The sequence below is a fragment of the Trichlorobacter thiogenes genome (genome assembly GCF_900167465.1).
In the GTDB taxonomy this organism is placed as follows: Bacteria; Desulfobacterota; Desulfuromonadia; order Geobacterales; family Pseudopelobacteraceae; genus Trichlorobacter; species Trichlorobacter thiogenes.
In genome coordinates, this window is sequence record NZ_FUWR01000021.1 from 31,996 (window position 1) to 55,904 (window position 23,909).

General features: G+C 55.7%; 28 protein-coding genes. 15 read left to right on the forward strand and 13 right to left on the reverse strand.

Going from position 1 to position 23,909, the window contains the following annotated elements; genetic code table 11:
- Positions 1-85 precede the first annotated feature (85 nt).
- From B5D39_RS14365 to B5D39_RS14425, 13 genes are all read left to right on the forward strand, one after another.
- Positions 86-316 (forward strand): addiction module antitoxin, encoded by a 231-nt coding sequence (locus B5D39_RS14365; protein ID WP_078791143.1) that lies wholly within the window; start codon positions 86-88, stop codon positions 314-316.
- Entirely contained in the window at positions 303-629 is a 327-nt protein-coding gene (locus B5D39_RS14370; RefSeq protein WP_078791144.1) for a type II toxin-antitoxin system PemK/MazF family toxin, read from the forward strand. The genes B5D39_RS14365 and B5D39_RS14370 overlap by 14 nt, the downstream gene beginning before the upstream one ends.
- A 19-nt stretch (positions 630-648) precedes the next feature.
- Entirely contained in the window at positions 649-891 is a 243-nt protein-coding gene (locus B5D39_RS14375; protein ID WP_208610599.1) for a hypothetical protein, read from the forward strand.
- Between the two features lie 45 nt (positions 892-936).
- Complete coding sequence (locus B5D39_RS14380; protein ID WP_078791145.1) at positions 937-1,782, forward strand: BRO family protein; 846 nt, start codon at positions 937-939, stop codon at positions 1,780-1,782.
- On the forward strand, positions 1,779-2,663 hold the full coding sequence (locus B5D39_RS14385; RefSeq protein WP_078791146.1) for a complex I NDUFA9 subunit family protein: 885 nt from the start codon (positions 1,779-1,781) through the stop codon (positions 2,661-2,663). The genes B5D39_RS14380 and B5D39_RS14385 overlap by 4 nt, the downstream gene beginning before the upstream one ends.
- On the forward strand, positions 2,660-3,130 hold the full coding sequence (locus tag B5D39_RS14390; protein WP_078791147.1) for a septal ring lytic transglycosylase RlpA family protein: 471 nt from the start codon (positions 2,660-2,662) through the stop codon (positions 3,128-3,130). Before B5D39_RS14385 ends, B5D39_RS14390 begins: the two co-directional genes overlap by 4 nt.
- Positions 3,102-4,001: an NAD-dependent epimerase/dehydratase family protein gene (locus tag B5D39_RS14395; protein WP_244161424.1), complete on the forward strand. Its 900-nt coding sequence runs from the start codon at positions 3,102-3,104 to the stop codon at positions 3,999-4,001. The genes B5D39_RS14390 and B5D39_RS14395 overlap by 29 nt, the downstream gene beginning before the upstream one ends.
- An 81-nt stretch (positions 4,002-4,082) precedes the next feature.
- Entirely contained in the window at positions 4,083-4,670 is a 588-nt protein-coding gene (locus B5D39_RS14400) for a hypothetical protein (protein ID WP_078791148.1), read from the forward strand.
- Entirely contained in the window at positions 4,660-5,325 is a 666-nt protein-coding gene (locus tag B5D39_RS14405; RefSeq protein ID WP_078791149.1) for an endonuclease III domain-containing protein, read from the forward strand. Before B5D39_RS14400 ends, B5D39_RS14405 begins: the two co-directional genes overlap by 11 nt.
- A 179-nt stretch (positions 5,326-5,504) precedes the next feature.
- Positions 5,505-5,999: a 2-amino-4-hydroxy-6-hydroxymethyldihydropteridine diphosphokinase gene (folK, locus tag B5D39_RS14410; protein ID WP_078791167.1), complete on the forward strand. Its 495-nt coding sequence runs from the start codon at positions 5,505-5,507 to the stop codon at positions 5,997-5,999.
- 7 nt (positions 6,000-6,006) lie between these two features.
- On the forward strand, positions 6,007-6,267 hold the full coding sequence (locus B5D39_RS14415; RefSeq protein ID WP_078791150.1) for a YHS domain-containing protein: 261 nt from the start codon (positions 6,007-6,009) through the stop codon (positions 6,265-6,267).
- A gap of 17 nt (positions 6,268-6,284) precedes the next feature.
- Complete coding sequence (gene fsa, locus B5D39_RS14420; protein WP_078791151.1) at positions 6,285-6,929, forward strand: fructose-6-phosphate aldolase; 645 nt, start codon at positions 6,285-6,287, stop codon at positions 6,927-6,929.
- 33 nt (positions 6,930-6,962) lie between these two features.
- Positions 6,963-7,985: a cyclic di-GMP-binding domain-containing protein, MshE-related gene (locus B5D39_RS14425; RefSeq protein WP_139366787.1), complete on the forward strand. Its 1,023-nt coding sequence runs from the start codon at positions 6,963-6,965 to the stop codon at positions 7,983-7,985.
- Here B5D39_RS14425 and B5D39_RS14430 read toward each other — a convergent pair.
- The 12 genes from B5D39_RS14430 to B5D39_RS14485 all read right to left on the reverse strand — a co-directional run bounded on the left by B5D39_RS14430 (position 7,982) and on the right by B5D39_RS14485 (position 22,376).
- Entirely contained in the window at positions 7,982-8,497 is a 516-nt protein-coding gene (locus B5D39_RS14430) for a thermonuclease family protein (protein WP_078791152.1), read from the reverse strand. The two genes, B5D39_RS14425 and B5D39_RS14430, sit on opposite strands and share 4 nt — an antisense overlap.
- Positions 8,494-10,941 carry a U32 family peptidase gene (locus B5D39_RS14435; RefSeq protein ID WP_139366788.1) on the reverse strand — a complete coding sequence of 816 codons (2,448 nt, stop codon included), beginning with the start codon at positions 10,939-10,941 and terminating at the stop codon, positions 8,494-8,496. Before B5D39_RS14435 ends, B5D39_RS14430 begins: the two co-directional genes overlap by 4 nt.
- Positions 10,916-11,770 carry an Hsp33 family molecular chaperone HslO gene (hslO, locus tag B5D39_RS14440; RefSeq protein WP_078791153.1) on the reverse strand — a complete coding sequence of 285 codons (855 nt, stop codon included), beginning with the start codon at positions 11,768-11,770 and terminating at the stop codon, positions 10,916-10,918. Before hslO ends, B5D39_RS14435 begins: the two co-directional genes overlap by 26 nt.
- Positions 11,771-11,911: 141 nt before the next feature.
- Positions 11,912-13,210, reverse strand: coding sequence for a TolC family protein (locus B5D39_RS14445; RefSeq protein ID WP_139366789.1), 1,299 nt, complete (start codon positions 13,208-13,210; stop codon positions 11,912-11,914).
- A 233-nt stretch (positions 13,211-13,443) separates the two neighbouring features.
- On the reverse strand, positions 13,444-15,192 hold the full coding sequence (pabB, locus tag B5D39_RS14450) for an aminodeoxychorismate synthase component I (RefSeq protein ID WP_078791155.1): 1,749 nt from the start codon (positions 15,190-15,192) through the stop codon (positions 13,444-13,446).
- Between the two features lie 158 nt (positions 15,193-15,350).
- Positions 15,351-18,467, reverse strand: coding sequence for an efflux RND transporter permease subunit (locus tag B5D39_RS14455; protein ID WP_078791156.1), 3,117 nt, complete (start codon positions 18,465-18,467; stop codon positions 15,351-15,353).
- Positions 18,464-19,573, reverse strand: a complete 1,110-nt coding sequence (locus B5D39_RS14460; RefSeq protein ID WP_244161425.1) for an efflux RND transporter periplasmic adaptor subunit — start codon at positions 19,571-19,573, stop codon at positions 18,464-18,466. The genes B5D39_RS14455 and B5D39_RS14460 overlap by 4 nt, the downstream gene beginning before the upstream one ends.
- A gap of 23 nt (positions 19,574-19,596) precedes the next feature.
- Positions 19,597-20,190 (reverse strand): TetR/AcrR family transcriptional regulator, encoded by a 594-nt coding sequence (locus B5D39_RS14465; RefSeq protein WP_078791158.1) that lies wholly within the window; start codon positions 20,188-20,190, stop codon positions 19,597-19,599.
- A gap of 149 nt (positions 20,191-20,339) precedes the next feature.
- Positions 20,340-21,143: a metal-dependent hydrolase gene (locus B5D39_RS14470; RefSeq protein WP_078791159.1), complete on the reverse strand. Its 804-nt coding sequence runs from the start codon at positions 21,141-21,143 to the stop codon at positions 20,340-20,342.
- Between the two features lie 11 nt (positions 21,144-21,154).
- Positions 21,155-21,598, reverse strand: coding sequence for a large conductance mechanosensitive channel protein MscL (gene mscL, locus B5D39_RS14475; RefSeq protein WP_078791160.1), 444 nt, complete (start codon positions 21,596-21,598; stop codon positions 21,155-21,157).
- 30 nt (positions 21,599-21,628) lie between these two features.
- Positions 21,629-21,835, reverse strand: coding sequence for a S4 domain-containing protein YaaA (gene yaaA / locus B5D39_RS14480; RefSeq protein WP_078791170.1), 207 nt, complete (start codon positions 21,833-21,835; stop codon positions 21,629-21,631).
- A gap of 4 nt (positions 21,836-21,839) precedes the next feature.
- Positions 21,840-22,376: a magnesium chelatase subunit ChlI family protein gene (locus B5D39_RS14485; RefSeq protein WP_078791161.1), complete on the reverse strand. Its 537-nt coding sequence runs from the start codon at positions 22,374-22,376 to the stop codon at positions 21,840-21,842.
- Between B5D39_RS14485 and B5D39_RS14490 the strand changes: the two genes are divergently transcribed.
- The gene (locus B5D39_RS14490; protein ID WP_078791162.1) at positions 22,328-22,804 is read left to right on the forward strand and encodes a helix-turn-helix domain-containing protein; all 477 of its coding nucleotides are present in this window, start codon (positions 22,328-22,330) and stop codon (positions 22,802-22,804) included. The genes B5D39_RS14485 and B5D39_RS14490 overlap by 49 nt on opposite strands.
- A gap of 319 nt (positions 22,805-23,123) precedes the next feature.
- Positions 23,124-23,423 (forward strand): carboxymuconolactone decarboxylase family protein, encoded by a 300-nt coding sequence (locus B5D39_RS14495; RefSeq protein ID WP_078791163.1) that lies wholly within the window; start codon positions 23,124-23,126, stop codon positions 23,421-23,423.
- Positions 23,424-23,641: 218 nt separating this feature from the next.
- On the opposite strand, the gene tnpA is transcribed toward B5D39_RS14495, so the two are convergent.
- Positions 23,642-23,909, reverse strand: a 268-nt coding sequence (gene tnpA / locus B5D39_RS14505; RefSeq protein ID WP_139366791.1) for an IS200/IS605 family transposase, incomplete at its 5' end; no start/stop codon positions are given.

The following is a 23,909-nucleotide window of genomic DNA, read 5'->3' on the forward strand; positions in this document are numbered from 1 at the left end:
GTTTATGACCCTGTTGTTCTGGATTTACTGACAGACAAATGGTAGTATGACGTAAGTAGTAGGTGGTATACTTTTGGAGGACGACATGCAAAAAAAATTAACAATATCCTTGAATGAGTTGGTGTACGACGAACTTTGCCGTGTTGTAGGTCGCGGCAACATCAGCAAGTTTATAGAGAACCTGATCAAACCGCAGCTTAAGGCCAGTTATCTTGATGCGGCCTACAGTGAAATGGCGGCAGACAGCGTTAGAGAAAAGGACGCATTGGAATGGTCAAATGCACTTGTGGGAGATGGCGCTAATGAAAAGAGGTAATGTCTGGTGGGTTAACTATGAGCCCTCAATCGGTTCCGAAACCAGAAAGATCAGGCCTGCCATCATCGTCAGCAACAACTCTGCCAATACCCACCTCAACCGTGTTCAGGTTATTCCCCTGACCAGCAATACCGGTAAATGCTATCCAAGTGAAGCAGTGGTCCTATTGAATGGTGTTGAAAACAAGGCAATGGCCGACCAGCTTGCTACCGTTGACAAACAGCGCCTTCAAAACTGTGCGGGCAGCATCAGCACCAGGGAGATGAAACAGGTGGAGAAGGCGTTAAAGATTCAGCTCGGCCTGCCACTCTAGTCAAACAGTCTGGAGCATTATGAAACTGGTACTCTCTACTCCTGCAAAATACCGGAATAGCTCTGAACCGTTTGCGATCATCAACAACTGGATGCGAAGCCGCAGTACTATTGAGCTTCTGGGACTCTGGGAACAACTGAGCAACCCTGATTTTAAACCTCTCGAATTCGAGAGGTTTAAAAATGAAGCAGGTAGTAACTATTTTGTACTCTCACAGCAACGCTGGATCGAAGCAACCATAGATAAAAAACAAGTCGCTTGATCGGTTGCAAGGGGGATCTGCTCAACCGTTGATTGGAGAAAAACCATGACCGCACAAGTACTGGTTAAGCTGGCTGTCTTTGAAGGCAAGCAGATTCGTAAAACCATCCACAATGATGAATGGTGGTTTTCAGTGGTGGATGTGGTGACTGTTCTAACGGGCAGCGCTGATCCGAAAGACTATTGGTACCGCATCAAAAAACGTGAAAAGTTATCGGGTGTTGAGTTATCGACAATTTGTCGACAACTGAAACTGCCTGCGGCCGACGGGAAAGAATATGCCACCGACTGCGCCAACACCGAAGGGATGTTCCGCATCATCCAGTCTATCCCCTCTCCCAAGGCAGAGCCGTTTAAGCGTTGGCTGGCCCAGGTGGGGTATGAGCGGATTCAGGAGATTGAAAACCCGGAGTTGGCCCAGCAGCGGATGAAAGAGCTGTACGAGCAGAAGGGCTACCCCAAAGACTGGATTGACAAGCGACTGCGTGGCATCGCCATCCGTCAGAACCTGACCGATGAGTGGCAGGAACGGGGAGTTTCCTCTGAGCGTGATTTTAGTATTCTGACCGCCGAGATTGCCAAGGCTACCTTTGGCGTGACGCCGTCTGAGCATAAAGAACTGAAAGGCCTGACCCGCAAGAATGATAACCTGCGTGACCACATGACCGACCTTGAACTGATCTTCACCATGCTGGGCGAAAAGGTGACCACCGAGATATCACAGACAGAAAAGCCCGATACCTTTGAAAAGAATAAAAAAGTAGCCAGGCGTGGCGGCAGGGTGGCTGGTACCGCCCGCGTTGAGACTGAAAAAGAGCTGGGCCGGAGCGTGGTTAGCAAGCAGAATTTTCTCCACAAAGGGATTGCTGAGGATACGGAGGAAACGCCATGAAGATCTTTATCGCAGGCGGCACCGGGTTTGTTGGCGGCCATCTGACAGCTGAACTGTTGCAACGTGGGCATGAACTGGTACTACTTGCCCATGGCAATGCAGGTTCTGGCAACTCAGGAATCAGTTTTATCAAAGGAGATGTCACTGATCCGTCAAGTTATCAGCAGTCGATGAAAGGCTGTGATGCTGTCATCAACCTGGTGGGGATCATCCGTGAGTTTCCTGCCAAAGGGATCACCTTTGAGCGGTTGCATGTGGAGGCCACGGCCAGCATGGTGCAGGCAACACAGCATGCGGGGGTACTGCGCTATCTGCAGATGTCTGCCCTGGGAACCAGGCTTGATGCGGTCTCCGGCTATCATCGCACCAAGTGGCGGGGAGAGGAGATCGTGCGGGGCAGTGGTCTGGCCTGGACCATCTTCCGGCCCTCGCTGATCTTTGGCCCCAAAGATGCCTTTGTGAATATGCTGGCGGCCAACCTGCGGCTGGCACCGGTCATGCCCACCATGGGTGATGGCAACTACCGTCTGCAGCCGATCCATGGCGCTGATGTGGCCCGCTGTTATGCGGAGGCCCTGGAGAAGCCGGAAACGGCTGGTCAGACCTTTGAACTGTGTGGCGAAGATCGCCTGACCTATCGTGAGCTGCTGGATGCCATTGCCGAGGCGATGGGTAAGGGACATCCCTGGAAACCGGCACTGCCGTTATCACTGATGAAACCGGTCATTAAGGCGTTGCAGAGGATCAGTGCCTTTCCGATCACCCTGGATCAGTTGCAGATGCTGCTGGAAGAGAATATCTGTGATGGCTGCTGGCGTAACACGTTTAATTTTGATCCAATCCGCTTCAGGGATGGTATCCAGGAGTACCTTCAACGATGATTAAGCGTCTGCTTATACTGTCTCTGCTCATACCCGGCTCTGTCCATGCCGCTCATCCGATTGAACGGGATGACCTGACCGATGCCCAGCTATTGGAAATACTGGCGAAGGACGGGAGTAGCCTGAAAGATCCCCAGATCGGCGTGGCCACCTACTATGCCTCCCGTTTCATCGGGCGTCGCACCACCTCCGGCCAGCGTTATCACCCGGACAAGATGACTGCAGCCCATGCCCTGCTGCCGCTGGGCACCATGGTGACCGTCGAAAACATCAAGAGCGGGCAGAAGGTGTCGGTGGTCATCAATGATCGTTGCCACCCCCGCCACGCAGTACGGAATCTGATCGACCTTTCCCGCGCAGCAGCCCAGCAGATCGGGCTCTGGGGCAAAGGAGCGGTCAAGGTCAGGATTGTGCCGTTTGAAAAGAAACATCCGCTGGATGAACTACTTGATGAAGGAAAAGGATAATATAACCATGCAGAAGCTGTTTATTGCCGGCTGCGGTTACACTGGCACACTGGTGGCCCATCAGGCCCTTGCCCAGGGCTGGTCTGTGGCTGTTCACCTGCGGGATGAAGAAAAGGCTGCAGCTTTGGCCAGGGCCGGGGCAGAGACCTGTCTTTGCAGTATGGATGATCTGGAAGAGATACCACCCCTCCCGCTAGCTAGACGGATGCTGTTATACAGCGTACCTCCTCAGGGGGGCGGCAGTATTGATCTGCGGGCCCGTAATTTTTGTGCTGCCCTGGAGCGTGATCAGACCCTGCCAACAAAGATCGTCTACCTGAGTGCCACCAGCGTCTACGGCGATACCGGCGGCACTGTGGTGACGGAGCAGAGTCCCACAGAGCCGACCAGCGCCATGGGTAAACGTCGTCTGGATGCAGAACAGCTTTTTCAGGCCTTTGGGCTGAAACATGCCATTCCGGTGGTAATCCTGCGGGTCTCTGCCATCTACGGTAAGGGACGCCTGCCGCTGATGCAGATCAATCAAGGCCAGCCGCTATTGCTGGAAGAGTTGGCCAAGCCATCCAATCGGATTCATGTTGATGACCTGACCCAGGTTTGCTTGGCAGCCCTTGATCGGGGGACCGGCATCTACAATGTCAGCGACGGCCACCCAGCCAGCATGACCGCCTACTTTAACGCCTGTGCCGATGCCCTGCAGAAACCCCGTCAGCCTCAGATCAATCTTGACGAGGCCCGCAGGGTGATGCCGCCGCTGCTGTTCACCTATTTCATGGAATCACGGGTGGTGGATAACCAACGGATGCTGCAGGATCTGGGCATTGCCCTGCGCTATCCTGATCTGCAGCAGGGGATAGCTGCCTCTATCTAATTGATTGCCCTTTACAGATTATAAATCTCTGGTATAGGGGCTGTACACAACCCAACAGATTGGAAACAATGGAGGTTCAGTATGAAAAAGATAGTGGTACTGGCACTGGTTTTGGTTAGCTGCGGAACAGCACAGGCAGGTTTTATGGATGAGGTTGATAAGCTGGTAACTGACGGCCAGCAGATTCGGGAACAGGTTCCTCCTGCCCAGGAAGAGGCTGCACCACAACCGCGCAACGAAGCACCGGCAGTTGGGGAAGACCGGCATTTCATCCAGTCTGATGACTTTTTTATCAGCGAGCAACCAATGGGAGACCAGGCTTGGATCTATGTCACCCTGTCCAAGATGACCCAGCCCCCCAATGCCCAGACCAAGGGTGAAGCCGAGTTTTTCAGGATTGCCAATGGTGCCAGCCAGTGGACCAAGTATTTCTGGCGCACCAGACTTGCCAGACCGGATGAGATTCGTCTGGGGGCTCTGATGATCATGTTTGAAGGCAACAGCTTGCACGATGCCTACCAGGCCCCGCAAGACAAGTCAAGCGCTCGTCAGAGCAGCTGGTTTATGGCCAAGATCACCGATGTCAGCGACCTGTACAAAGGCTATGTCACGGTCTCTGGCGGCTACAAGGTTAACCCGAAAAACCTGCGGGTGCTGGTTGGCAGATAACCAGCTACAGGAACTCTTTGATACCCTGCTGGCACAGTACGGCCCCCGCCACTGGTGGCCGGGTGAAACCCCCTTTGAGGTCTGTGTTGGCGCTATCCTGACCCAGAATACCAACTGGGGCAATGTGGAAAAAGCGATTGCCAACCTGAAGGCAGCTGACCGGTTATCCATGACCGGAATTGACAGTCTGTTGCCGAATGAACTGGCAGCACTGATCAGGCCAGCAGGCTACTTTAATGTCAAAGCCACACGGCTACAGGCCTTTACCGCCTTTGTACTGCAGGAGTATGGTGGCAGCCTTGACCGGCTCTTTACAGGACCGTGGCAGACAACCAGACAAGAGCTGCTGGCGGTCAAAGGGATCGGCCCTGAAACAGCTGATTCTATCCTGCTCTATGCCGGACAGAAACCCAGCTTTGTGGTGGATGCCTACACCAGACGGATCTTCAGCAGGCTGGGGTTGGTGGATGAACTGATCAGCTATGATCGGTTACGTGACTTCTTCATGGATCGGCTTCCTCTGGATACGGCCCTGTTTAACGAGTACCACGCCCTGATCGTTGAACTGGGGAAGCAGGCCTGTCGTCCAAAGCCTCAGTGCAGGGACTGTTGTCTGTTAGCACGCTGCCAGAACGGCGCCCGTAACAGCGGTTAGAGGTTCAGAAACACGTTTACGACGGTGCAGAGCAACAACGCTCAGCACCGTCAGCAGCAGGAATATGTTTGCGAGACCCCCTGGGGGTCTCATCGCCTCCGTTGCCGCCCCTCCTGGTGACGGGGGCTTTTTTTGTCCTGCGGTTGACGCCCCAGCACAAGTATGGTTTAATCCCGCCTGTGGAAACCGATGCTTACATCGCCCTTGGCTCCAATCTGGGAGACCGGGAACTGAACCTGTTACGGGCAGTGGCAGAACTGGGCAAGATCCCCGGCAGCCGCGTCACCGGGCTGTCCCGTTTTTATGAGACATCACCAGTGGGCATGCCTGCCGGTACTCCCACCTTCTACAACGGGGTTGCACGGCTTACCACCACCCGGACGCCCCATGATCTGCTGGCTGAGCTACAACGGATAGAGCGTGATATCTTTGGCAGGACTCCTGCTGCCGAACCGCAGTCCCGGCGGCTGGACCTTGATTTACTGTTGTACGGCACGGAACAGTTGGCAACACCGGAGCTGACCCTGCCCCACCCACGCATGACAGCACGTCGTTTTGTGCTGCTACCCTTAGCCGATATTGCTCCCACGCTGCGTGAGCCTGTCAGCAAGCAAACCATAGCAGATCTGCTGGCCGGCCTGTCCACCGACGAGCAGGTTAGCCTTCTGGAGTAACGAACCTATGTTTCGCCTTTTGATCTGGTTACTTTTAGGCTATATCGGGTTTCGGATTATCAAGACACTGACGGCACCTAAAAAGCCGTTGTCGTCCTCAAGTACCCATCATACCGGAGAAGAGACCGTGCAGGATCCAATCTGCAAGATGTATCTGGCAAAAGAGGATGCCATTGTCGGCACCTTAAACGGTACGCGGCACTATTTCTGCTCCATGGACTGCCTGGAAAAATTTCGCGAACAGCTTGACCATACACACCAATCTTAAAAACTGGAGGTTCAGAGATGAAATTTTTTATCGACACCGCTGACGTACAAGAGATCCGTGAAGCCCATACCCTGGGACTGGTTGACGGCGTTACCACCAACCCCTCCCTGATCGCCAAATCAGGCCGTAAATTCAAGGATGTGATCAAGGAGATCACCGCCATTGTTGATGGCCCGATCTCTGCCGAGGTCATCTCTCTGGAGGCTGACGGTATGGTGAAGGAAGCCAAGGAGCTGGTCAAGATTCACAAAAATATCGTGATCAAACTGCCGATGACGCCGGAAGGACTCAAGGCGTGTAAGGCCCTGACGGCAAAAGGGATCAAGACCAACGTGACCCTGATCTTCACACCTATGCAGGCGCTGCTGGCTGCCAAGGCCGGCGCAACCTATGTTTCTCCCTTTGTGGGCCGCCTGGATGATATCTCCCAGGATGGCATGGGGATCATTGAAGAGATCCGCACCATCTTTGATAACTATGGCTACACCAGCGAGATCATCGTAGCCAGCATCCGCAATCCGATCCATGTGCTTAATTCAGCCCTGATCGGTGCCGATATCTGCACCATCCCCTATTCCGTTATGCTGCAGCTGTCCAAGCATCCCCTGACCGATGCCGGTATCAAGAAGTTTCTGGAAGACTGGGAAAAAGTACCCAAGTAGTTTGTTTCTTCCTGATGCCGTATCGGAGGCGCCATGGCCACACAGTTAGGTGACATACTGGTAGAAAACGAGCTGATCAGCAAAAAAACGCTTGAGAAGGCTTTGGAGCGCCAGAGCGGAACAGACAAGCGTCTGGGACAGGTGTTGGAAGAGATGGGGGTCATCACCGAACCTGAACTGATGGAGGCCCTGTTACGCCAGCACAGCCCCTTTGCTGATATCGCTCAGAAAAAACAGTTGGGTGATATTCTGGTCCAGGCCAAACTGATCAGCGAAAAAACGTTGGAGCGGGCTCTGGAGCGACAACGGGCTGAGGGAAAACGTCTGGGACAGGTGCTGGAAGAGATGGGGGTCATTACCGAGCATGAGCTGGTTGATGCCCTGGGGCGCCAGTTTGGCTTCAATACGGTGTCAGGTTTCAGCAACCGTGAGTACTCGCCAACAATGCTCAATATGCTTCCCACCGAGTTTGTGATGAAGCGGATCATATTTCCGTTAAAACAAAAGGATATGATGCTGGCCGTTGCCATCACCGACCCCTTTGATGGTGAGACCACTGACATGATCGCCCGCATCACCGGTCTGCAGGTGGTACCGGTCATTGCCACCCGCAAGGAGATTCTGGAGGCGATCGCCCGGCACTACCTGAATGCCCCGATCAACCCGGATGCCGGCAACACGATTCTGGTGGTGGAAGACTCTCCCACCGTGGCCACGCTGGTACAGGCAGCCCTGGTCAAGGAAGGGTACAACGTTATTATCTGTAAAGACGGCATAGAGGCGCTTAAGACCACCCTGACCCACCGTCCTCAGCTGGTGATTACCGATGCCCAGATGCCCAAGTTGGATGGCCATGGTCTGCTGCGGGCAATCAAGGCCAACCCTATCACCGCATCAATTCCGGTGATCATGCTGACCGGACGCGCCACCACCGATGAAGAGCAGAAGGCGCTTGCTGCCGGTTTCTTTGACTTCATTCCCAAGCCGGTCCAACCGCTGCGGGTAGTATCACGGGTCAAGCGGGCCCTGGAGATGTCCAAAAAGATGAAATATTAACGTCGCCGTTTCTGGCCCCGCCTGAACTCCCAGGGGGGCTGGGGATTGGTGTCCCTCCAGAGTCCACGATGTTGCCGCCGGGCCTGTTCTTCAAGCTGGATATAACGTGATGCATAGGGGCCGTTCAAAAACTGACGATAGGCCCAGGCCATCCCTTCTGACACCATCTCAGCATTAATATCCCTGCCTGCCAGCTGCAACACGGCAACCGTACGGCCATACTGGTCGCGGTCCTGCACCTCGGCAGTTACTTCCTTACCCAAGACCTTGAACATCAACACCCGCTTGGCCTGACTGCCAAAGGGCTGTCCCGGCGAATCAGGTTTACGGGTCTCCGGCGCATCAACACCGTACAACCGTACGGTGACCCGTCCCGTGCCGCGTCCCACCAGCACCACGGTATCGCCGTCATGTACCGCCTTGACCATCCCCCGCAGAGTCTCAGCCTGTGCAGCTGTTCCTGTTGCAAACAATCCCAGCAGAACGATCAGACCAAAGAAAATCCTTATCATGTCAGCCCTCGCTCATAGTTAAAGATGGTGGTACCTGCACAGGTACGATCCGAACGAAACGTCTCCAGAATCTCTCCACGCCGATCCGCCGGGGTCTCAGACAGATCAAGCATGAAAGAACGGCAGCCCATCTGACGCAGTTCTGCCAGCCGCCCCAGCAGAGAGAACGGCGTGGTGGCGCTGATATGGGTAAAACCGTCCCGGCCGCGAATCCGGTAGCCTTCGCCACGATCAGACTGGAGCGGTGCACCGCTGCTGATCTCTTTGATCTTGACCCTGGTGGCCATCACCTCCACCGGGCTGTACACCAGCATGGTCAGCTGCTGTGAAAGCCTTAGCAGATTCGCCAGGTTTTCCCGATCATCCTCAATATAGAGGGTTGCCCGCTGCACCCCCTGCTCCTGCCAAAACGCCAGGGCCTGACTGTTGAGGGTAAACAGACGATAGCCCGATGACAGCTGCAGTCCTGTATAGCGTTGCAGCAGCTTGAGCTGACCTGGATTGGTGATTTCAAAGTTACGAAAGCCGGCCTGATAGAGCGCATCAACCGCTTCAACCATAAAGGGCAGTTCCTGATCAAACAGCATGAACGGCAGTTGCCAGACCAGCTGGTTAGCATCGCCTTTCAGCCTGCTCAGATACCGGGGCAGCTCATGGATGGCGGCCCGGTGCAACGGAACCACCACCTGATGCGCTCCCTGGGACAGGGCCCAACGGACCTCAGACGGACTATCCACCTGCAGGATCAGCTCTTCTTTGCTTGGCTGTCCCTTGCCCCTTGTCCCTTGTCCCTGCAGTTCAAGCAGCGCCTCTGCTTTAGCGGTTGCAATCCGCTTGCGCTCCTCTGCCGTCCCCTCCTGCTCCAGCCGCTGATACAGTTCACGCCGGATCTCTTTTAAACGAGCTGGCGGAATAAAGAGCGCCGGGAAGTCAGGGGCCTGCAGGTTCTCCAGGTGGAACGGAGTTTCGCCGGTCTCGCTGAAGCGGGCCTGCAGCACCCCGGCCATATGGCTGCTGCGGGCAGGCTCCAGATCACCCAACGGAAATTCGTAGGAAAAAGCTGCCGCACCGATCCGGGCAGTGATACAGAGCGTCCAACCGTCATCTTCCTGTCTGCAAGTCAACTCCAGCCGCACTGCCACCCGATCCGTACCGGCTGCCTGCAGCTTGCGGTTGGCAGCCTCATCGCTCATGCCAAAGGCATCAGCTGCCCCCACCTTAAACAGGGCATCACCGGGACGGGCCTCAAAGGGGCAGGCCACCTCCACCAGGGTACCAGCCTTGCACTCATGTACCTTCCTACGATTCACGTACAGCTCCCGCAGGGTCCAGGCTTGGCCAGCCTGATCGCTCTTGGGCTGTAGCCGCAAGCGATCCCCCACCTGCAGACCGTCACGGGTCTCGAAGCTGATCTGTCCCTGGCGGGCCTGCTTGACCTCACCGCTGAACCGGCCGGTACCACCCCGCAACCAGGGGTTGGCAATATCAACCGGATTACTGGAGGCCAGAAAACCTTTGGTGGGGGTACGGCCAAAGGAGTCCTTTAACAGCTCCTTGGCAGCCTTCAGGGTCTCTTTGCGCGTTGCTGCATCACCATCAACCATCAGCCGGTAGGCCTTGACCACCTTGGCCACATAATCGGCTGATTTCATCCTGCCTTCGATCTTTAAGGAGGTCACCCCGGCAGCAGCCAGTTCCGGGATCAATTCCAGCGCAGAAAGGTCGTTGGGAGAAAAGAAGTACCCTTCCTTGCCACGATGGCTGTAGAGGCGACGACAGGGCTGGGCGCAGCGCCCACGGTTGCCGCTGTGGCCTCCCAGCAGGGAGGAAAAGTGGCACTGCCCGGAGACACAGAAGCAGAGCGCGCCATGCACAAAGATCTCCAACTCGGCGCTGGTCTGTGCCGCGATAGAGGTGATGTCTGTCACCTGCAGCTCACGGGCCAGCACGACCCGCTCAAAGCCGTACTCCTCCAGCAGTTTGACACCGGGCAGGTTATGGATGGTCATCTGGGTGGAGGCATGCAGCGGGATGGAAGGAAAATGGTTCTTAACCAGCCGGGCCACCGCCATATCCTGCACAATCACCCCATCCACCCGCAGCTTGGCCAGCTCAGCCAGGGTCTCCACCAGCTGGGGCAGCTCCTGCTCCTTCACCAGCGTATTCAGGGTGATGTAGATCTTCCGTCCCCGCTGATGGGCATAGGCCAGCATCCGGGCCATCTGTCCCAGGGTAAAGTTCTTGGCACGGGCACGCGCCGAAAACTCCCGCAAGCCGGCATAGACTGCATCTGCACCGGATTCCATGGCAGCAAAGAACGCTTCAAGTGAGCCGCAGGGGGCTAGGACCTCTGGTGCAACCATCTTTGCCCGGATAGGTTCGCTGGTAGCTGGTTTAGCCGCTGAAGCCTTTACTGGCTTAGTATGATCTGCTGAGCGCTTCAAGCTCGCTCCTTTCAAAGCGGTACTGCTGTTTGCAGAATTCGCAGGTGACTGATGCCTCACCCTGTTCCTCAACCATCCGCTCCAGCTCCGCCTTGCCCAGCGACAGCATGGCCCGCTCAACCTTGTCGCGTGAGCAACCACAGCGGAAAAACAGGTCTGTTGACTCCAGCGGGTGATGTTCCACCCCTTCCAGCAGGATATCCAGCAACTGCTGGGGCGTGGTACCATCCTTCAGCAGTGTGGTCAATGGTGGCAGCTTGCTGATGGTTGTCATAATCTGATCCACTGCCGCCTCATCGGAAGGGGGCAGCGACTGAATCAGAAAGCCGCCGCTAACTGCGATCTGGCCATCGTCAGCCAGGCTCACCCCCAACCCCATGGCAGACGGAATCTGCTCGGAGTCGGTCAGATAGTAGGCCAGATCCTCGGCAATCTCACTGGTGTAGAGCTGCACCATGCCGGTGTAGGGATCTTTCATCCCCAGATCTCGGGTGACCGTCAGGAACCCGGCCCTGCCCAGTGCAGCAGGCACGCTCTCGGCAACCGCATCCGGCACCGCTACGGTCCCTCTGATGGCACCATCCCACTCCACCTCGGCAATCAGCTTCTTAAGCGGCCCACCACCCTCAAACTTGATCGCAGTCCGCTGCCCCTGCTTGAGCGTGCTCCCCACCAGGGCTGCACCGGACAGGGCCCGCCCCAGTGCTATGGATGCAATCGGTGAGGTGCCTTGTAGAAAACAGATATCATTGGCCAGCTTGGTGGTGACACAGGCCACAGCGCGGATCTTGCCTTTAACCGCCATGGCTCGGGCGATATGATCATGCACAATAGAACTCCCTTACGAGTTTAAAAAGCCCCGCGGATACTTTTGCAGGGACTAATAGTAACACTACTTGCTACGCGAGACTACTGCTTCTAGCCGATGTTCTTCAGAGCGGACAACGAAAAAAGATCCGATGACAACAACCTACTCTCCTGCCACCCCCATGGCCCAGCGCAGGTTGACTGAGGCAGCCAGATAATCCCGGTTGGCCCGGGCCAGGTTGCTCTGGGCACGCAGCAGGTTGGTCTGGGCATCATCCACCTCAAGCCGGGTCTTGACCCCGTATTCAAACCCTTTTTCCGCCATCTGCAGCAGCCGTTCCGCCTGCTTGACCGTACCGGACAGGGCGTTGATGGTTTCGGCTGATTCGGCCAGGTTGTAGCGGGCAGTGCGCAGTTCCAGGGTGATGCTGTCCCGCAGTTTCTGCTCCTGCAACTGGCTGGTGCGCAGGTCACTGCGGGCCTGCTGGGTCTTGCCCCGGCTGCGCATGCCGTCAAAGAACGGGAAGGTCAGGTAGACACCGGCATTCCAGGCCGGTCCATCTGACTGGCGAACAGGGCCAGGGTTGGAGACCTCAAGCTGGTGCCAGCCGGCCGTGCCTTTCAGATCCAGCCTTGGCTTGTCATCGGCATTGGCAATGGTGATCAGCTCCTGGTTGATGCCGATTTGCAGTTTCTGATTAGCCAGTTCCGGACGTTTATCCAGGGCGATCTTCAGCGATTCATCAAAGCCAGAAACCTGCTCCGGTTTTGCCTCAATCATGCCGGTCACATCCAGTTCTGCCTGATCTGCCCCCAGCAGAAAGCGTAACCGTTCTCGGCTGGTGCGGATGCTGTTCTCAGTGCGGATCAGTTCCGGCCGGGCGTTCTGTAGCTCTACCTCGGCTGCCAGCAGGTCATAGTCAGTGGCAACCCCGGCCTCAAACTTACGCTTGGCTTCGGTGTGGTGACGTTCTTTCTGGGCCAGGTTTTCCTGGGCCAGGCGGTGCAACTCCTTGGCCAGCAGCACGTCATAAAAGGCGATGGAAACATCCCTGAAGGCAGCCTGACGAAACAGCCGTAACTGCTGGTCAGCGGTCTTGAGTCCCACCTCGGCAGCCCTGAGGGCGGCGCCGATCTTGCCCCAGGTGTAGAGCGGCTGTGACAGGGAGAGGTCCACGGTGCGGTTGGCCTGCATCTGGGCAGCTCCATAAAGCGCCTTTGTGCTGTCATCCTTGCTGTAACCGAAACCGGCCTGCAGTCCCAGTTGCGGCAGGGCCGCAGCCCGTTCTTCAACATAACGGCCCTGGACATAGTTGGCATATTCTTTGGCCTTCTGGATATCCAGATTTTTGTCGGCAGCGATTTTGAGGCAGTCTTCCAGAGTCAATAACTGGGGAGCTGCCAGGGCCTGTTGTGATAACAGCAGAATAGTGGTGAAAACAATCAAGATTCGAGCAGTCATGAAACGTCCTTTCATGAATAAAACACTAATAATGGCAGGCGGATAGAACCTTAAAGCAGGCCAGCCGCAAAAGAGCGCAAAGAATTAAAAGAAAATCTGTTGGTTAAAGTCCGTAAGGCATTTGAGTTAGTTCAAAGACAGTTTCAGTTTTTGTGTTCCTTGCGTTCTTTCGCGGCAATTAGACATGCAGGGGGTAATCTGCGAAAATCCGTTCAATCCGCGTCATCTGCGTGCTATTGCTCAAGCGTTGCCCGCAGCCAGCCTCGCACACTGTTGATCAACCAGATCTCCTCGGCCCGCTGCAGATCCTGCGGGTACAGCACCCGTTCCGTAATTATTCCCTGCTCCAGCAGTTCCTGCCGCATAATGCCCGGCAGCAGACCACTGGCCAGCGGTGGCGTTACCAGCCGGTTATCCAGCTTCAGCACCAGATTGGTGAAGCTGCCTTCAGTCAATTCCCCACGATCATTGCAAAGCAGGACTTCGTCAGCAGCCGGATGTTCCTGTCTGGCTTGATTGTACCGATCACGTTGTTCGGTCTTGAGGTACAGCAGCAGATCAGTCGGGTCTACCGGCGTTGTGGCCAGGGCAACCTTCAGCGGCTGGTGTAGCTGTTGTAACGGGGTCGATTCAATCTGACAGCTGCCATCCTGTGCCAGCAGCAGCCGGGTCTTGTGCTGTCCGGTTGTGCCTGCGGCATGAACAAGCAACGCCTGCCTGATCTGTTCCCGATCACAGCCATAGCCCAACCGGTTAGCTGACCAGCCCAGCCGGTCAAGGTGGCGCGCCAGGCGGGGATAGTTGCCCTCTTCCAACAGCAACGATTCCAGTAGCCTGGGCTGCGGTCTGGGCTTCAGAAAGGCAGCCTTGTTCAGGCATTCAGCGTATTCAGCGCAGGGATCAGAACCCCAGGTAATACCACTACCCACTCCCATGCTGATCTGGCTGGTCTGCTGTTCCAGCAGCAGGGTGCGGATGGCCACGGAAAAGCAGGCCTCACCTTCTGGCGCCAGATAGCCGATGGCTCCGCAGTAGACACCGCGGGGCTGTTGTTCAAGCCCGCTGATGATCTCCATGCTGCGGCGCTTGGGTGCGCCGGTGACTGACCCGCAGGGGAACAGGGCTTTGAATATGTCCAGCAAACCGGCTTCGGGCCGTAGCCTGGCCGTTATGCTGGAGGTCATCTGATGCACGGTCGGGTACGATTCCACCTCAAACAGTGCCTCGGTCTTGACCGTGCCGGTCTCTGCTATCTGACCCAGGTCGTTACGTAGCAGATCAACAATCATCAGGTTCTCGGCCTGTTCTTTGCTGCTCTGCTGCAGCTGTTCCTGCAGGGTCTGGTCTTCAGCAGGAAACCGACCGCGGGGTGCAGTGCCTTTCATTGGTCTGGTGGTGATCAGACCATCTTTGCTACTGAAGAACAACTCTGGTGAAGTGGAGATGATTGTGTGGCTGCCAATATCCAGAAAAGCACCAAAGGCTGGTTGCTGGGCATTCAGCAAGCTGCGGTACAGCTGCAGCGGATTACCTTGCCAGTGTCCCTGCAAGGGAAAGGTGTAGTTAATCTGGTAGGTCTCGCCCTGTTCAATGGCAGTATGAATCCGGCTGATGGCGATTTCATACTCAGATTTGCTTCCAGCAGGCGCAAGTTCCGGGGCTGCGGTGGTGCCCGTTGGCAGGCCATCGCCAACCGTGACGCAATGGCGATTTCTGAACAGGCTGAACCAGACCAGCGGCAGACCGTCTCGGGGAGGCAGTGCTGGCAGGTGCGGGTTCATGGCCTGGGCTGCCTCATAGGCCACGAAACCGACGGCGTACAGCCCCTGCTGCGTGGCAGCCTCAGCCTGCTGCAGTACAGCGACAACCTGATCAGGAGTTTCAGCAATCAGGGTGCTGACATGGCTATCAAAGCGCCAGGATGCGCTGAACTGATTAGTACTGCAGGAGTCCAGTAGTATGGTGGGGGGGGCATTATGCATCAGGTAATAAGAACTCCCTGTCAACTGATCGTAAAATAAAAACGTCAATACCTTAACGCAGAGAGGCAGAGAAGCAGAGTTGCAGAGAAACTCAAATATGGTTTTTACGTTATAAAAGAAATTCTCTGCGTCTTTGCGACTCTCTGTTTTTCTCTGCGTTAAAGCTTTTTTGCATCCTGTTTCTGCTCACCCTTCCACTTGCGCTTCAGCCAGACACTAAAATCATCCAGATAGGTATACATCACCGGCACCACGATCAGGGTCAACAGGGATGAGGTGATCAGCCCCCCCACCACGGCGCGGGCCATGGGGGCGCGGCCTTCACCACCGGCGCCGATACCGAAGAACAGCGGCAGCATGCCGAAGATCATGGCCAGGGTGGTCATGACGATCGGCCGCAGCCGGGTACGGCCCGCCTCGATCACGGCCTGGGCTCGCTCCAGCCCATCCCGTGTGCGCAGGACCTTGGCGTAATCCACCAGCAGGATTGCGTTCTTGGTCACCAGACCCATCAGCATGATCAGGCCGATCAGGGACATGATGTTGATGGTGTCATTGGTGATCCGCAGCATGCCTGCCATCCCCACAATGGAGAGCGGCAGGGAAAACATGATTGCCAGCGGTTCAAAGAATGATTCAAACTGGGCGGCCAGGATCAGGTAGACAAACAGCACCGCCAGGACCAGGGATTCACCCATAAAGGCGAATGATTCCGCCATATCCTCTGCCTCACCGGAAAAGCCGATGCTGTAGCCCGGTTCCATCTTGACCCGTTTGGCCACCGCTTCCACCTGCTTGACTGCGGTGCCGATCGGCAGGTCGTCCAGGTTGGCCGAGACCGTTACCAGACGGGACAGGTCGCGGCGGTTGATCTCGGTGGGAGAGGCAGCCACGCTTTCACTGGTGATGCTGGCCAGCGGGATGAGACGGACAACACCGTTGGCATCGGTTGCCGAGACCTTCAGGTCACGGATCTGAGCCGGATGTTCCCGCAGCTGCTTGGGCAGCCGCACCCGTAGATCAACGGCATCGCCATCTTCATCTTCATAGCTAGTGATCGCCTCGCCACCTACCAGACGGGAAAGGCTGTCCACAATGGCACTGGAGGAGACCCCGGCTGACTGGGCCTTTTCCCGATCCACCTTCAGGCGGTAGTCCGGCGTGTCATATTCAAGGGTGGCAGCGATATCCACAATACCGGGGACCGTGTACATCTCCTGCTTCAGCTGGGCCGCGTATTTCTTCAGCAAGGCGGTGTCATCCCCCTTGATATTGACGTTCAGAGGTTTGGCAGCCGAACCGATCGCCCCTACTTCTTCAATGGAAAAGTTGATCCCGGCAATGGAGCGAAACCGTTCCCGGATCAGGTTCTGGATCTCAAACTGCCCCCGTTTGCGCTCTGACTTTTCCTTCAGTTTGACATACAGTAGGCCGTCCCGCACCGTGCCGCTGTCTCCGGCCCCGATGGTGGCATAGGTGTGGCTGATCTCCGGTATCCCCTTCACCTGCGCCAGGATCTGATGCAGCCGGTCTTCCGTCTCTTTAATGCTGGCATCCGGCGCAGTCTGGAAGGAGACCTGGAATTCACTCTTGTCCTCCTTGGACATGAAGGATGATTCAAGGGTGGCCATCACGGCCAGACCGATCACAAAGGCGATGGCTGCGCTGATCATCACCTTGCCGCGATGGTTCAGTGCCCAGGCGATCACGCCACGGTATTTGTCAGCGGTGCGGTCAAACCAGTCATTGAACAGCTCCAGCCAGCGGGCGATCCCTTTGCGCTTGCCCCGCATATGGATCGAGGGGTCATGCCAGCGGGAGGAGAGCATCGGGTCCAGGGTAAAGGAGACAAACAGCGAGACCAGCACGGCAAAGGAGACCGTGATGCCGAACGGGAAGAAGAACCGTCCCACAATCCCCCGCATATAGGCCACCGGCACAAAGACCGCCAGGATCGACATGGTGGTGGCAAAGACCGCCAGCCCGATCTCGGCAGTACCGAAACGGGAAGCCTCCATATGGTCCTTGCCCAGCTCCAGGTGGCGCACAATGTTTTCCCGCACCACAATGGCATCGTCGATCAAAAGCCCGATGGCCAGGGACAACGCCATCAGGGTCATCACGTTCAGGGTCATCCCCATGGCGTTCATGACAATAAAGGAAGAGACCACCGAGATCGGCAGGGTCACACCGGTGATCACGGTGGAGCGCCAGGAGTTGATGAACATGAATACGATCAGCACGGTCAGGATGCCGCCGATGATCAGGGTTTCCTCCACATCAGCAAGGGATTGACGGGTCATGATCGAGCCATCCCTCACCAGCGAAATGGTCACCCCTGGCGGCAGTTCAGCCTTCACCTTTGTCATCACCTTCTTGACATTGTCCACCACCTGCACCTGGTTGGCCCCGGACTGTTTGTAGATATCCAGCCCAATGGCTGGTTGGCCGTTCACCAGGGCCAGTTTGCGATGTTCTTCCGACCCGTCAGTGACCTGGGCTACCTCCCCCAAGGTTACGGGCCGCCCGTTTTTGCGGGTGATCACCATGGCCCCATACTGGTCAGCCCGATCCGGCTTTCCCTCAATCCGCAGCGGATATTCAGCCCCGCCTTTGGTGATCCTGCCTAGCGGGGTATTGATATTCTCCCCCTTCAGGCCTGCCACCAGATCATTGACCCCCAGCCCCAGGGAGTCCAGGCGGACCGGATCAACCTCAACATTCACTTCGCGCTTGGCCCCCCCCACCAGATCCACCTTGCCTACGCCGGTGACGCTTTCAAACCGTTTGCGGATCTTTTTATCCACCAGGGTGGTCAGATCACGCTGGGACAGGCTGGTTGACTGGATTGCCACCGCTGCCGCAGGCATGGCGTTGAAGTCCAGCTTCTGGATGATCGGTTCCTCCACCTCTTTGGGCAGCTGACCCCGGATGGCACTGATCTTGGCCCGCGCCTCCTGTGCCACCTCATTGGTCCGCTCTTCAAGCCGGAATTCAGCCACCACGGTGGAGACCGATTCGCGGGAAAAGGAGGTGACATGCTTGATCCCGGCAATCTGGTTGACCGCCTCTTCAATCCGCTTGGATACCTCACGTTCCACCGTATCCGGCGAGGCGCCAGGGTACTTGGTGACAATGGAGATGACCGGCATCTCCACATTGGGGAACATCTCCACCGAGAGCCGCTTGTAGGAGAAGAAGCCCAGGGCCACCAGCCCCAGCATCATCACAGTGGCAAAGATGGGACGTTTTATGGACAGGTCTGAAAGGATCACTTGGTTGCTCCGGCTACGGTAATACGGTCACCATCCCGCAGGGTAAAGCCGCCACGGGCCACGTACTTCTCGCCTGCCTTCAGCCCGTCTCTGATCTCCACCAGATCACCGCTGACCGCGCCGGTTCTGACTTTGCGCTGACGGGCCAGCTGTCCGTCTGCCACAAACAGGGTTGCGGTCTGAGCGACGGTGTCATAACTGCCCAGCATTGCTCGGGGGATCTGAACCACACCACCCCGCTTGCCGGTTACGATCCTGCCTTTGGCAAACAGGCCCCCTTTCAGCAGTTCCGGCTGGTTCTGCACCTCAGCCACCACCTTCAGGGAGCGGTCTGTCGCGTTCAGCTCTGGGTTCAGAAACATGACCTTGCCGTTAAAGGTTTTGCCCGGCAGGGCATCAACGCTGAATTCAAGCGGTTGGCCGGTCTTGACTCTGGCAGAGTCAACCGAGGGTACGGTCACGGTCAGGTTCAGCACCCGGTTATCCACCACCCGGAAGATCGGTTTGCCTGCTGCTGCATCACTGGCCAGATCCCCCACATTCACATCCCGTAGGGCCACCACACCGTCCAGCGGTGCTGTTACCAGCCCCTTGGCAAACCGGGCACGGGTCTGATGCACCTCTTCTTCAGCCACCCGGATCTGGGCCTTTGATGAATCAATCCGCGCCCTGGCTGCAGCGGTTTCGGTCCGGCTATCATCCACTGCCTGCTGGGTGGCCAGACCGGCCTCTTTCAGCTTCAGCGAACGGGCCTCTTCCCGCTCTGCCCGGGCAAGGGAGACCTGGGATTGGGCCAGTTGCGCCTTGGCAGCCACTACAGCAGCCTCAGCCCGCTTGGTAAGCGCTTCCGCCTCAGCCACATCAATCCGCGCCAAAGGCTGTCCCTTACGCACCCGCACCCACTGGGTCACGTAGACCTCTTTGATCAAGCCGGGGATCTGTGTCTTGACATCAGCGCTGAACTTGGGCTCCAGGTTGCCGGTTACCTCAATCCCTTCGGTCAGTTCTGCGGTTGCAGCGGTTGCCAGCTCCACCGCCACCGGCGGTTTGATCACGGTTTCCTGCTTTTTGCTGCAACCGGCCAGCAGGGCACATGCTACTATCATTATGAGTGTTGCCGAATATCGTTTCATGTTCTGATCCCTTCAAACAAAAGTGCTAAAAGCCGTAGCAGGCCAGCGCGATCAACCCGTACCTGTCTGGTCTGCGTAAGCTGTTCTTCCATGGTGGTATTGAGTAGTGCCACAATGGCCCAAGCCGTGTCCTGTGGGCAGACCTGCCTGAATTCACCGGTGCTGATCCCTTCGCTGACTAACTGTTCCATGTGGGCCAGCATGGTACTGAAGGAGGCCTCAAAATCGATATGGGGCGCCCCTTGGGGTGGGCCGTAGTAGATGGCGTAAATCAGTCGCGCCACCGGTAACCGTTCCACAAAGAGATCCAGCAGCGCGGTGCAGTAACCGCAGATCCGTTCAGTCACACTGCCCGGCGCAGTTCTGGCCTGCTCTGCCACCTGGAAAAAGTCTCCCAGCGCATCTCCCATCAAGGCAAGATAGAGCCCTTCCTTGTTCTTGAAGTAATAGTAGAGCACCGGCTTGGTGACACCGGCAGCCTCCACCAGCTCCCGCACTGAAGTGGCGGCATAGCCTTTGGTTGAAAAAAGCTGCAACGCCGCATCCAGCAGGCGTTGGCGGACATTGGCAGATGTATCAGGAAGTGACATGACAACCTTTCAGGAAATAGTGCTTACCGATCGGTATATAGTAGTTAGTGCAGGTGTCGTCAAGCAAAACCTACCGATCGGTAAATCGACGATACTAAAAAGGCCCGCAGCAGGAGCAGCGGGCCTTGAGAGCTGGATGTCAGTTGAGCCTATTTCCAGTTAATGGTCTCCCCCACCTTCATCTGCTGCATCAGGAACTCCAAGCCATAGCGGCGCAGCCCCTTCTTGAACTCCTCCGGGGTGCCGGTTAAGGCCGGGAAGGTGCCAAAGTGCATCGGGATCGCCTTCTTGGGCCGGATCATCTCCACGGCCTGGGCTGCCCGAAGCGGTCCCATGGTGAATTTGTCGCCGATACAGAGCAGCATGATATCGACCTGTCCTTTCAGCAACGACATATCGCTAAACAGATCAGTATCACCGGTGTGATAAATCCGGGGGCCACCCTTGACGCTGATCAGGAAACCACCCGGTTCACCGGCATAGACCGGACCATTGGCGGTATCCATGCTGCCACCGTGAATTGCCGGTACGAACAGCACCGTCACCTCGCCATACAACAGGGATATCTGTCCACCAAAGCTGCCTGTCTCTGTGAATCCGGCTTGATTGGCTGGGAAGCCCTTGTAAGCCACCATCGCCTTTTGCAGGTCAAAGGTTGCCACCAGCTTGGCGCCGGTCTTTTTCGCAATCTCCACCGTGTCGCCGATATGATCGCCATGGCCGTGGGTCAGGAAGATCAGATCCACCTTCTGCAGCTCTTCCAGATCCTTCTTTGCATTGGGGTTGCTGGGATTGCTGATCCAGGGGTCCACCAGCAGTACCTTGCCGGAAGGGGTGACCACCTTAAAGGCAGACTGACCGTACCAGGTAAGCTGGGCCGGAGCAGCCTGGACGGCATTGGCTGCCAGGACCATAAAAGCAAGCAGCACGACGAACAGCATCAGGCGTTTCATACAAACTCCTTTCAGGCAGTCGCTTCAAGTTGTGAGGTGCAGTGGGGGCAGCGGGTTGCATCATCATGCACCGCAGACTTACAGAACGGACACTCACGCGGCGCTGGCGCCGGGGCAGGTTCTTCAGCCTTGCGGGCCTTGTTGGCTGCCTTGACGATCATAAAGATCACCAGCGCCATGATCAGAAAATCAAGGGTTGTGTTAAGGAATATGCCATAATTAAGGGTAGGCACACCGGCAGCCTTGGCTGCAGCAACGGTGGCATACTCTCCGCCTTTCAGGCTGATGAACAGGTTGCTGAAATCCACCTTGCCCATCACCAGACCTATCAACGGCATGATCAGGTCATTGACAGCAGAGTTGACTATCTTGCCAAATGCAGCGCCGATAATGACACCAACAGCCAGATCCAGCACATTGCCCTTCATAATAAAGGTCTTAAATTCCTGCAACATAGCAACCTCCCCTGTACCTGTTGTAGCCTGCTATTCCCGCTCGATCACAAAGCTTGAGCAGCCGGTAAGCACGATGCTGTCGCCGGGGTACAACTTACGCCCCCGACGGTTTTCCGCCTCGCCGTTCACCTTAACCTGACCTTCTTGTATAACAATTTTAGCCTCGCCACCGCTCATGACCAGATTCGCCAGCTTCAGAAAGCTGTCTAGTTTAATGTAGTCGGTATCGATTGAAATTTTTTCAGACATGGGAGACCTTTCTATCCAGACTGCGGTACTGAATCGCCTCTGCCAGATGCGGTTCATGAATCACTTCAGCCCCGGCCAGATCAGCAATGGTACGGGCCACCTTGAGGATGCGAGAATAGCTGCGGGCAGAGAAGCCCAGTTTGTCTCCGGCCAGCTCCAGCATCCGGTGACCGGCAGCATCAAGCTCGCAATGTTTCTTGATCAGGCGGGCGTTCATCTGGGCATTGCAGTGTACCTTGGTGCCCTTAAACCGCTCCTGCTGCACCAGCCGTGCCTGTATCACCCGGTTGGCAATGGTTGCGGATGATTCTGTTTCGCGTGTGTCAGACAGGTCGCGGTAGGCCACGGCAGGTACTTCTACATGTAGATCAATCCGGTCCAGTAACGGGCCGGAAATGCGGGAACGATAGCGTTTGATGGCAACCGGGGTGCAGGTGCAGGCGTGGGTAGGGTCGCCCAGATAGCCGCAGGGGCAGGGGTGTGTTAACCTTTCTCTACTATACCCACTTAAAACGGCACTCGTTCTCAATTCAAATTCCCCTCGAAAAACAGCAGCTTCCCGGTTATCCCGAATTTCCCATCACAGTTGGTGAACACATCCGCAAGAAACGAATGGATCTCGGTCTCCTCCAGAGAGAAGTCGCAGAGATCATCGGAGTCACCGAATCCTCTATCTGGAACTGGGAACATGGCACCGAACCGGAACTGCAATATAATCCAAGAATTATCAAATTTCTAGGTTATATTCCGTTCGCTTGCCCGGATGACACCGTGGGGCGGCTTGCATGGTACAAGAGAGCGATGGGGATGAACCTGGATCATTTGGGTGAGGCGATGGGTAGAGATCCCGAACAGCTATCAGATTGGCTGAGTGGACGGCATAATCCTTTCAGGAAGAACCGAGATAAGATTGAACGTTTTCTGGAAAAGCAGGAAACTTTCCTTTTGTTAGGATAGATTTTATGATTATTTTCTTCCGTAGAAGGAAATAATCACAATTCACTTTAGTGGATGATTGGTGCCGCTCGTAATTGCTGTTACTGCTGATTCAATAGATAAAGGGCCGCTATTATGGCGGCCCTTTCTTCTTCCAGGATAACTTCAACCAAAGTGCCATGTGATCACTGCATGCCGAATTTGAACGAAAGGAACCGGCAGCACATCATTCATTTCTCTTACCCTTGGGAATATCGGAAAAAGAAGTTCTGCTGATTCGCAAATGGTCTGCTGATGTGGGAAAGGATATAGGGTATAATATGGGCAAGGAGAAACTGCTATGAAATTCGAAGATTTTGCTGCTAAGAAAATGCTTGAATCAACCCATGGGCCAGATAACTTGACTGATCGGGAAAAGCAGCTGATCGGTCTTGCAGTAACCGTGACTCGCGGTTGCATAGCCTGTAGTGGTGGGCGTATCCGTCGTGCTCTTGAAAGTGGCATCCCGCAGGAAACGATTATTCAAGCAGTTGATGTCGCATCTGCGGTGAATGCCGGAGTAACGACTTCCATAGCTTTGCAAGGTATTGAGAAAGAAGGGCTTAACTTGGCATGTACCAGTGGAGCCTGCACGATTTAGGTTATTCTGCATCCTTGGTCAATCTGTTCACCTATGGTCAGAAGAGTGCTCACGGTCAAGGTCGGCTCAATTCCCCATGGATCGAATAACGCCTCTGGTGAGCGCTTGACCCACGCTGCCCGCATCCCAGCTGATAACGCCCCTATCACGTCGAATGGGTTGCTTGAAGTCATGACCACCGGCAGAGCCGGTGGCTTGAGGAAAGCCCCTAAAAGGGGCTAAGGGTTTTGGGTGAAGTCCAACTCCTCTTGTTTGTCCAGATGTTCTTGATCTCTTACATACGCCCGGATCATTTCTTCATCCAGGCCGATAGTGCTGGCACAGTAACCACGTGACCAAAAGTGCCGACCGATAAAACCTTTCTTGACCCCTTCGGCCTTACGGTGAATATGAATTGCCGACTTGCCTTTCAAATACCCTATCACCATCGAAACACTGTACTTCGGTGGAATACTCAACACCAGATGGATGTGGTCAGGCATGGCA

Bases quoted from the DNA above. Each gene is read 5' to 3' on its own strand.
- fsa (WP_078791151.1), top strand. From the start codon at position 6,285: ATGAAATTTTTTATCGACACCGCTGACGTACAAGAGATCCGTGAAGCC.
- B5D39_RS14470 (WP_078791159.1), bottom strand. From the start codon at position 21,143: ATGAAACGCCTGATGCTGTTCGTCGTGCTGCTTGCTTTTATGGTCCTG.
- B5D39_RS14430 (WP_078791152.1), bottom strand. From the start codon at position 8,497: ATGATAAGGATTTTCTTTGGTCTGATCGTTCTGCTGGGATTGTTTGCA.
- B5D39_RS14375 (WP_208610599.1), top strand. From the start codon at position 649: ATGAAACTGGTACTCTCTACTCCTGCAAAATACCGGAATAGCTCTGAA.
- mscL (WP_078791160.1), bottom strand. From the start codon at position 21,598: ATGTTGCAGGAATTTAAGACCTTTATTATGAAGGGCAATGTGCTGGAT.
- B5D39_RS14390 (WP_078791147.1), top strand. From the start codon at position 2,660: ATGATTAAGCGTCTGCTTATACTGTCTCTGCTCATACCCGGCTCTGTC.
- B5D39_RS14365 (WP_078791143.1), top strand. From the start codon at position 86: ATGCAAAAAAAATTAACAATATCCTTGAATGAGTTGGTGTACGACGAA.
- B5D39_RS14395 (WP_244161424.1), top strand. From the start codon at position 3,102: ATGAACTACTTGATGAAGGAAAAGGATAATATAACCATGCAGAAGCTG.
- B5D39_RS14370 (WP_078791144.1), top strand. From the start codon at position 303: ATGAAAAGAGGTAATGTCTGGTGGGTTAACTATGAGCCCTCAATCGGT.
- B5D39_RS14460 (WP_244161425.1), bottom strand. From the start codon at position 19,573: ATGATAGTAGCATGTGCCCTGCTGGCCGGTTGCAGCAAAAAGCAGGAA.
- B5D39_RS14425 (WP_139366787.1), top strand. From the start codon at position 6,963: ATGGCCACACAGTTAGGTGACATACTGGTAGAAAACGAGCTGATCAGC.
- B5D39_RS14465 (WP_078791158.1), bottom strand. From the start codon at position 20,190: ATGTCACTTCCTGATACATCTGCCAATGTCCGCCAACGCCTGCTGGAT.
- B5D39_RS14445 (WP_139366789.1), bottom strand. From the start codon at position 13,210: ATGACTGCTCGAATCTTGATTGTTTTCACCACTATTCTGCTGTTATCA.
- B5D39_RS14415 (WP_078791150.1), top strand. From the start codon at position 6,007: ATGTTTCGCCTTTTGATCTGGTTACTTTTAGGCTATATCGGGTTTCGG.
- B5D39_RS14380 (WP_078791145.1), top strand. From the start codon at position 937: ATGACCGCACAAGTACTGGTTAAGCTGGCTGTCTTTGAAGGCAAGCAG.
- B5D39_RS14495 (WP_078791163.1), top strand. From the start codon at position 23,124: ATGAAATTCGAAGATTTTGCTGCTAAGAAAATGCTTGAATCAACCCAT.
- B5D39_RS14400 (WP_078791148.1), top strand. From the start codon at position 4,083: ATGAAAAAGATAGTGGTACTGGCACTGGTTTTGGTTAGCTGCGGAACA.
- pabB (WP_078791155.1), bottom strand. From the start codon at position 15,192: ATGCATAATGCCCCCCCCACCATACTACTGGACTCCTGCAGTACTAAT.
- B5D39_RS14385 (WP_078791146.1), top strand. From the start codon at position 1,779: ATGAAGATCTTTATCGCAGGCGGCACCGGGTTTGTTGGCGGCCATCTG.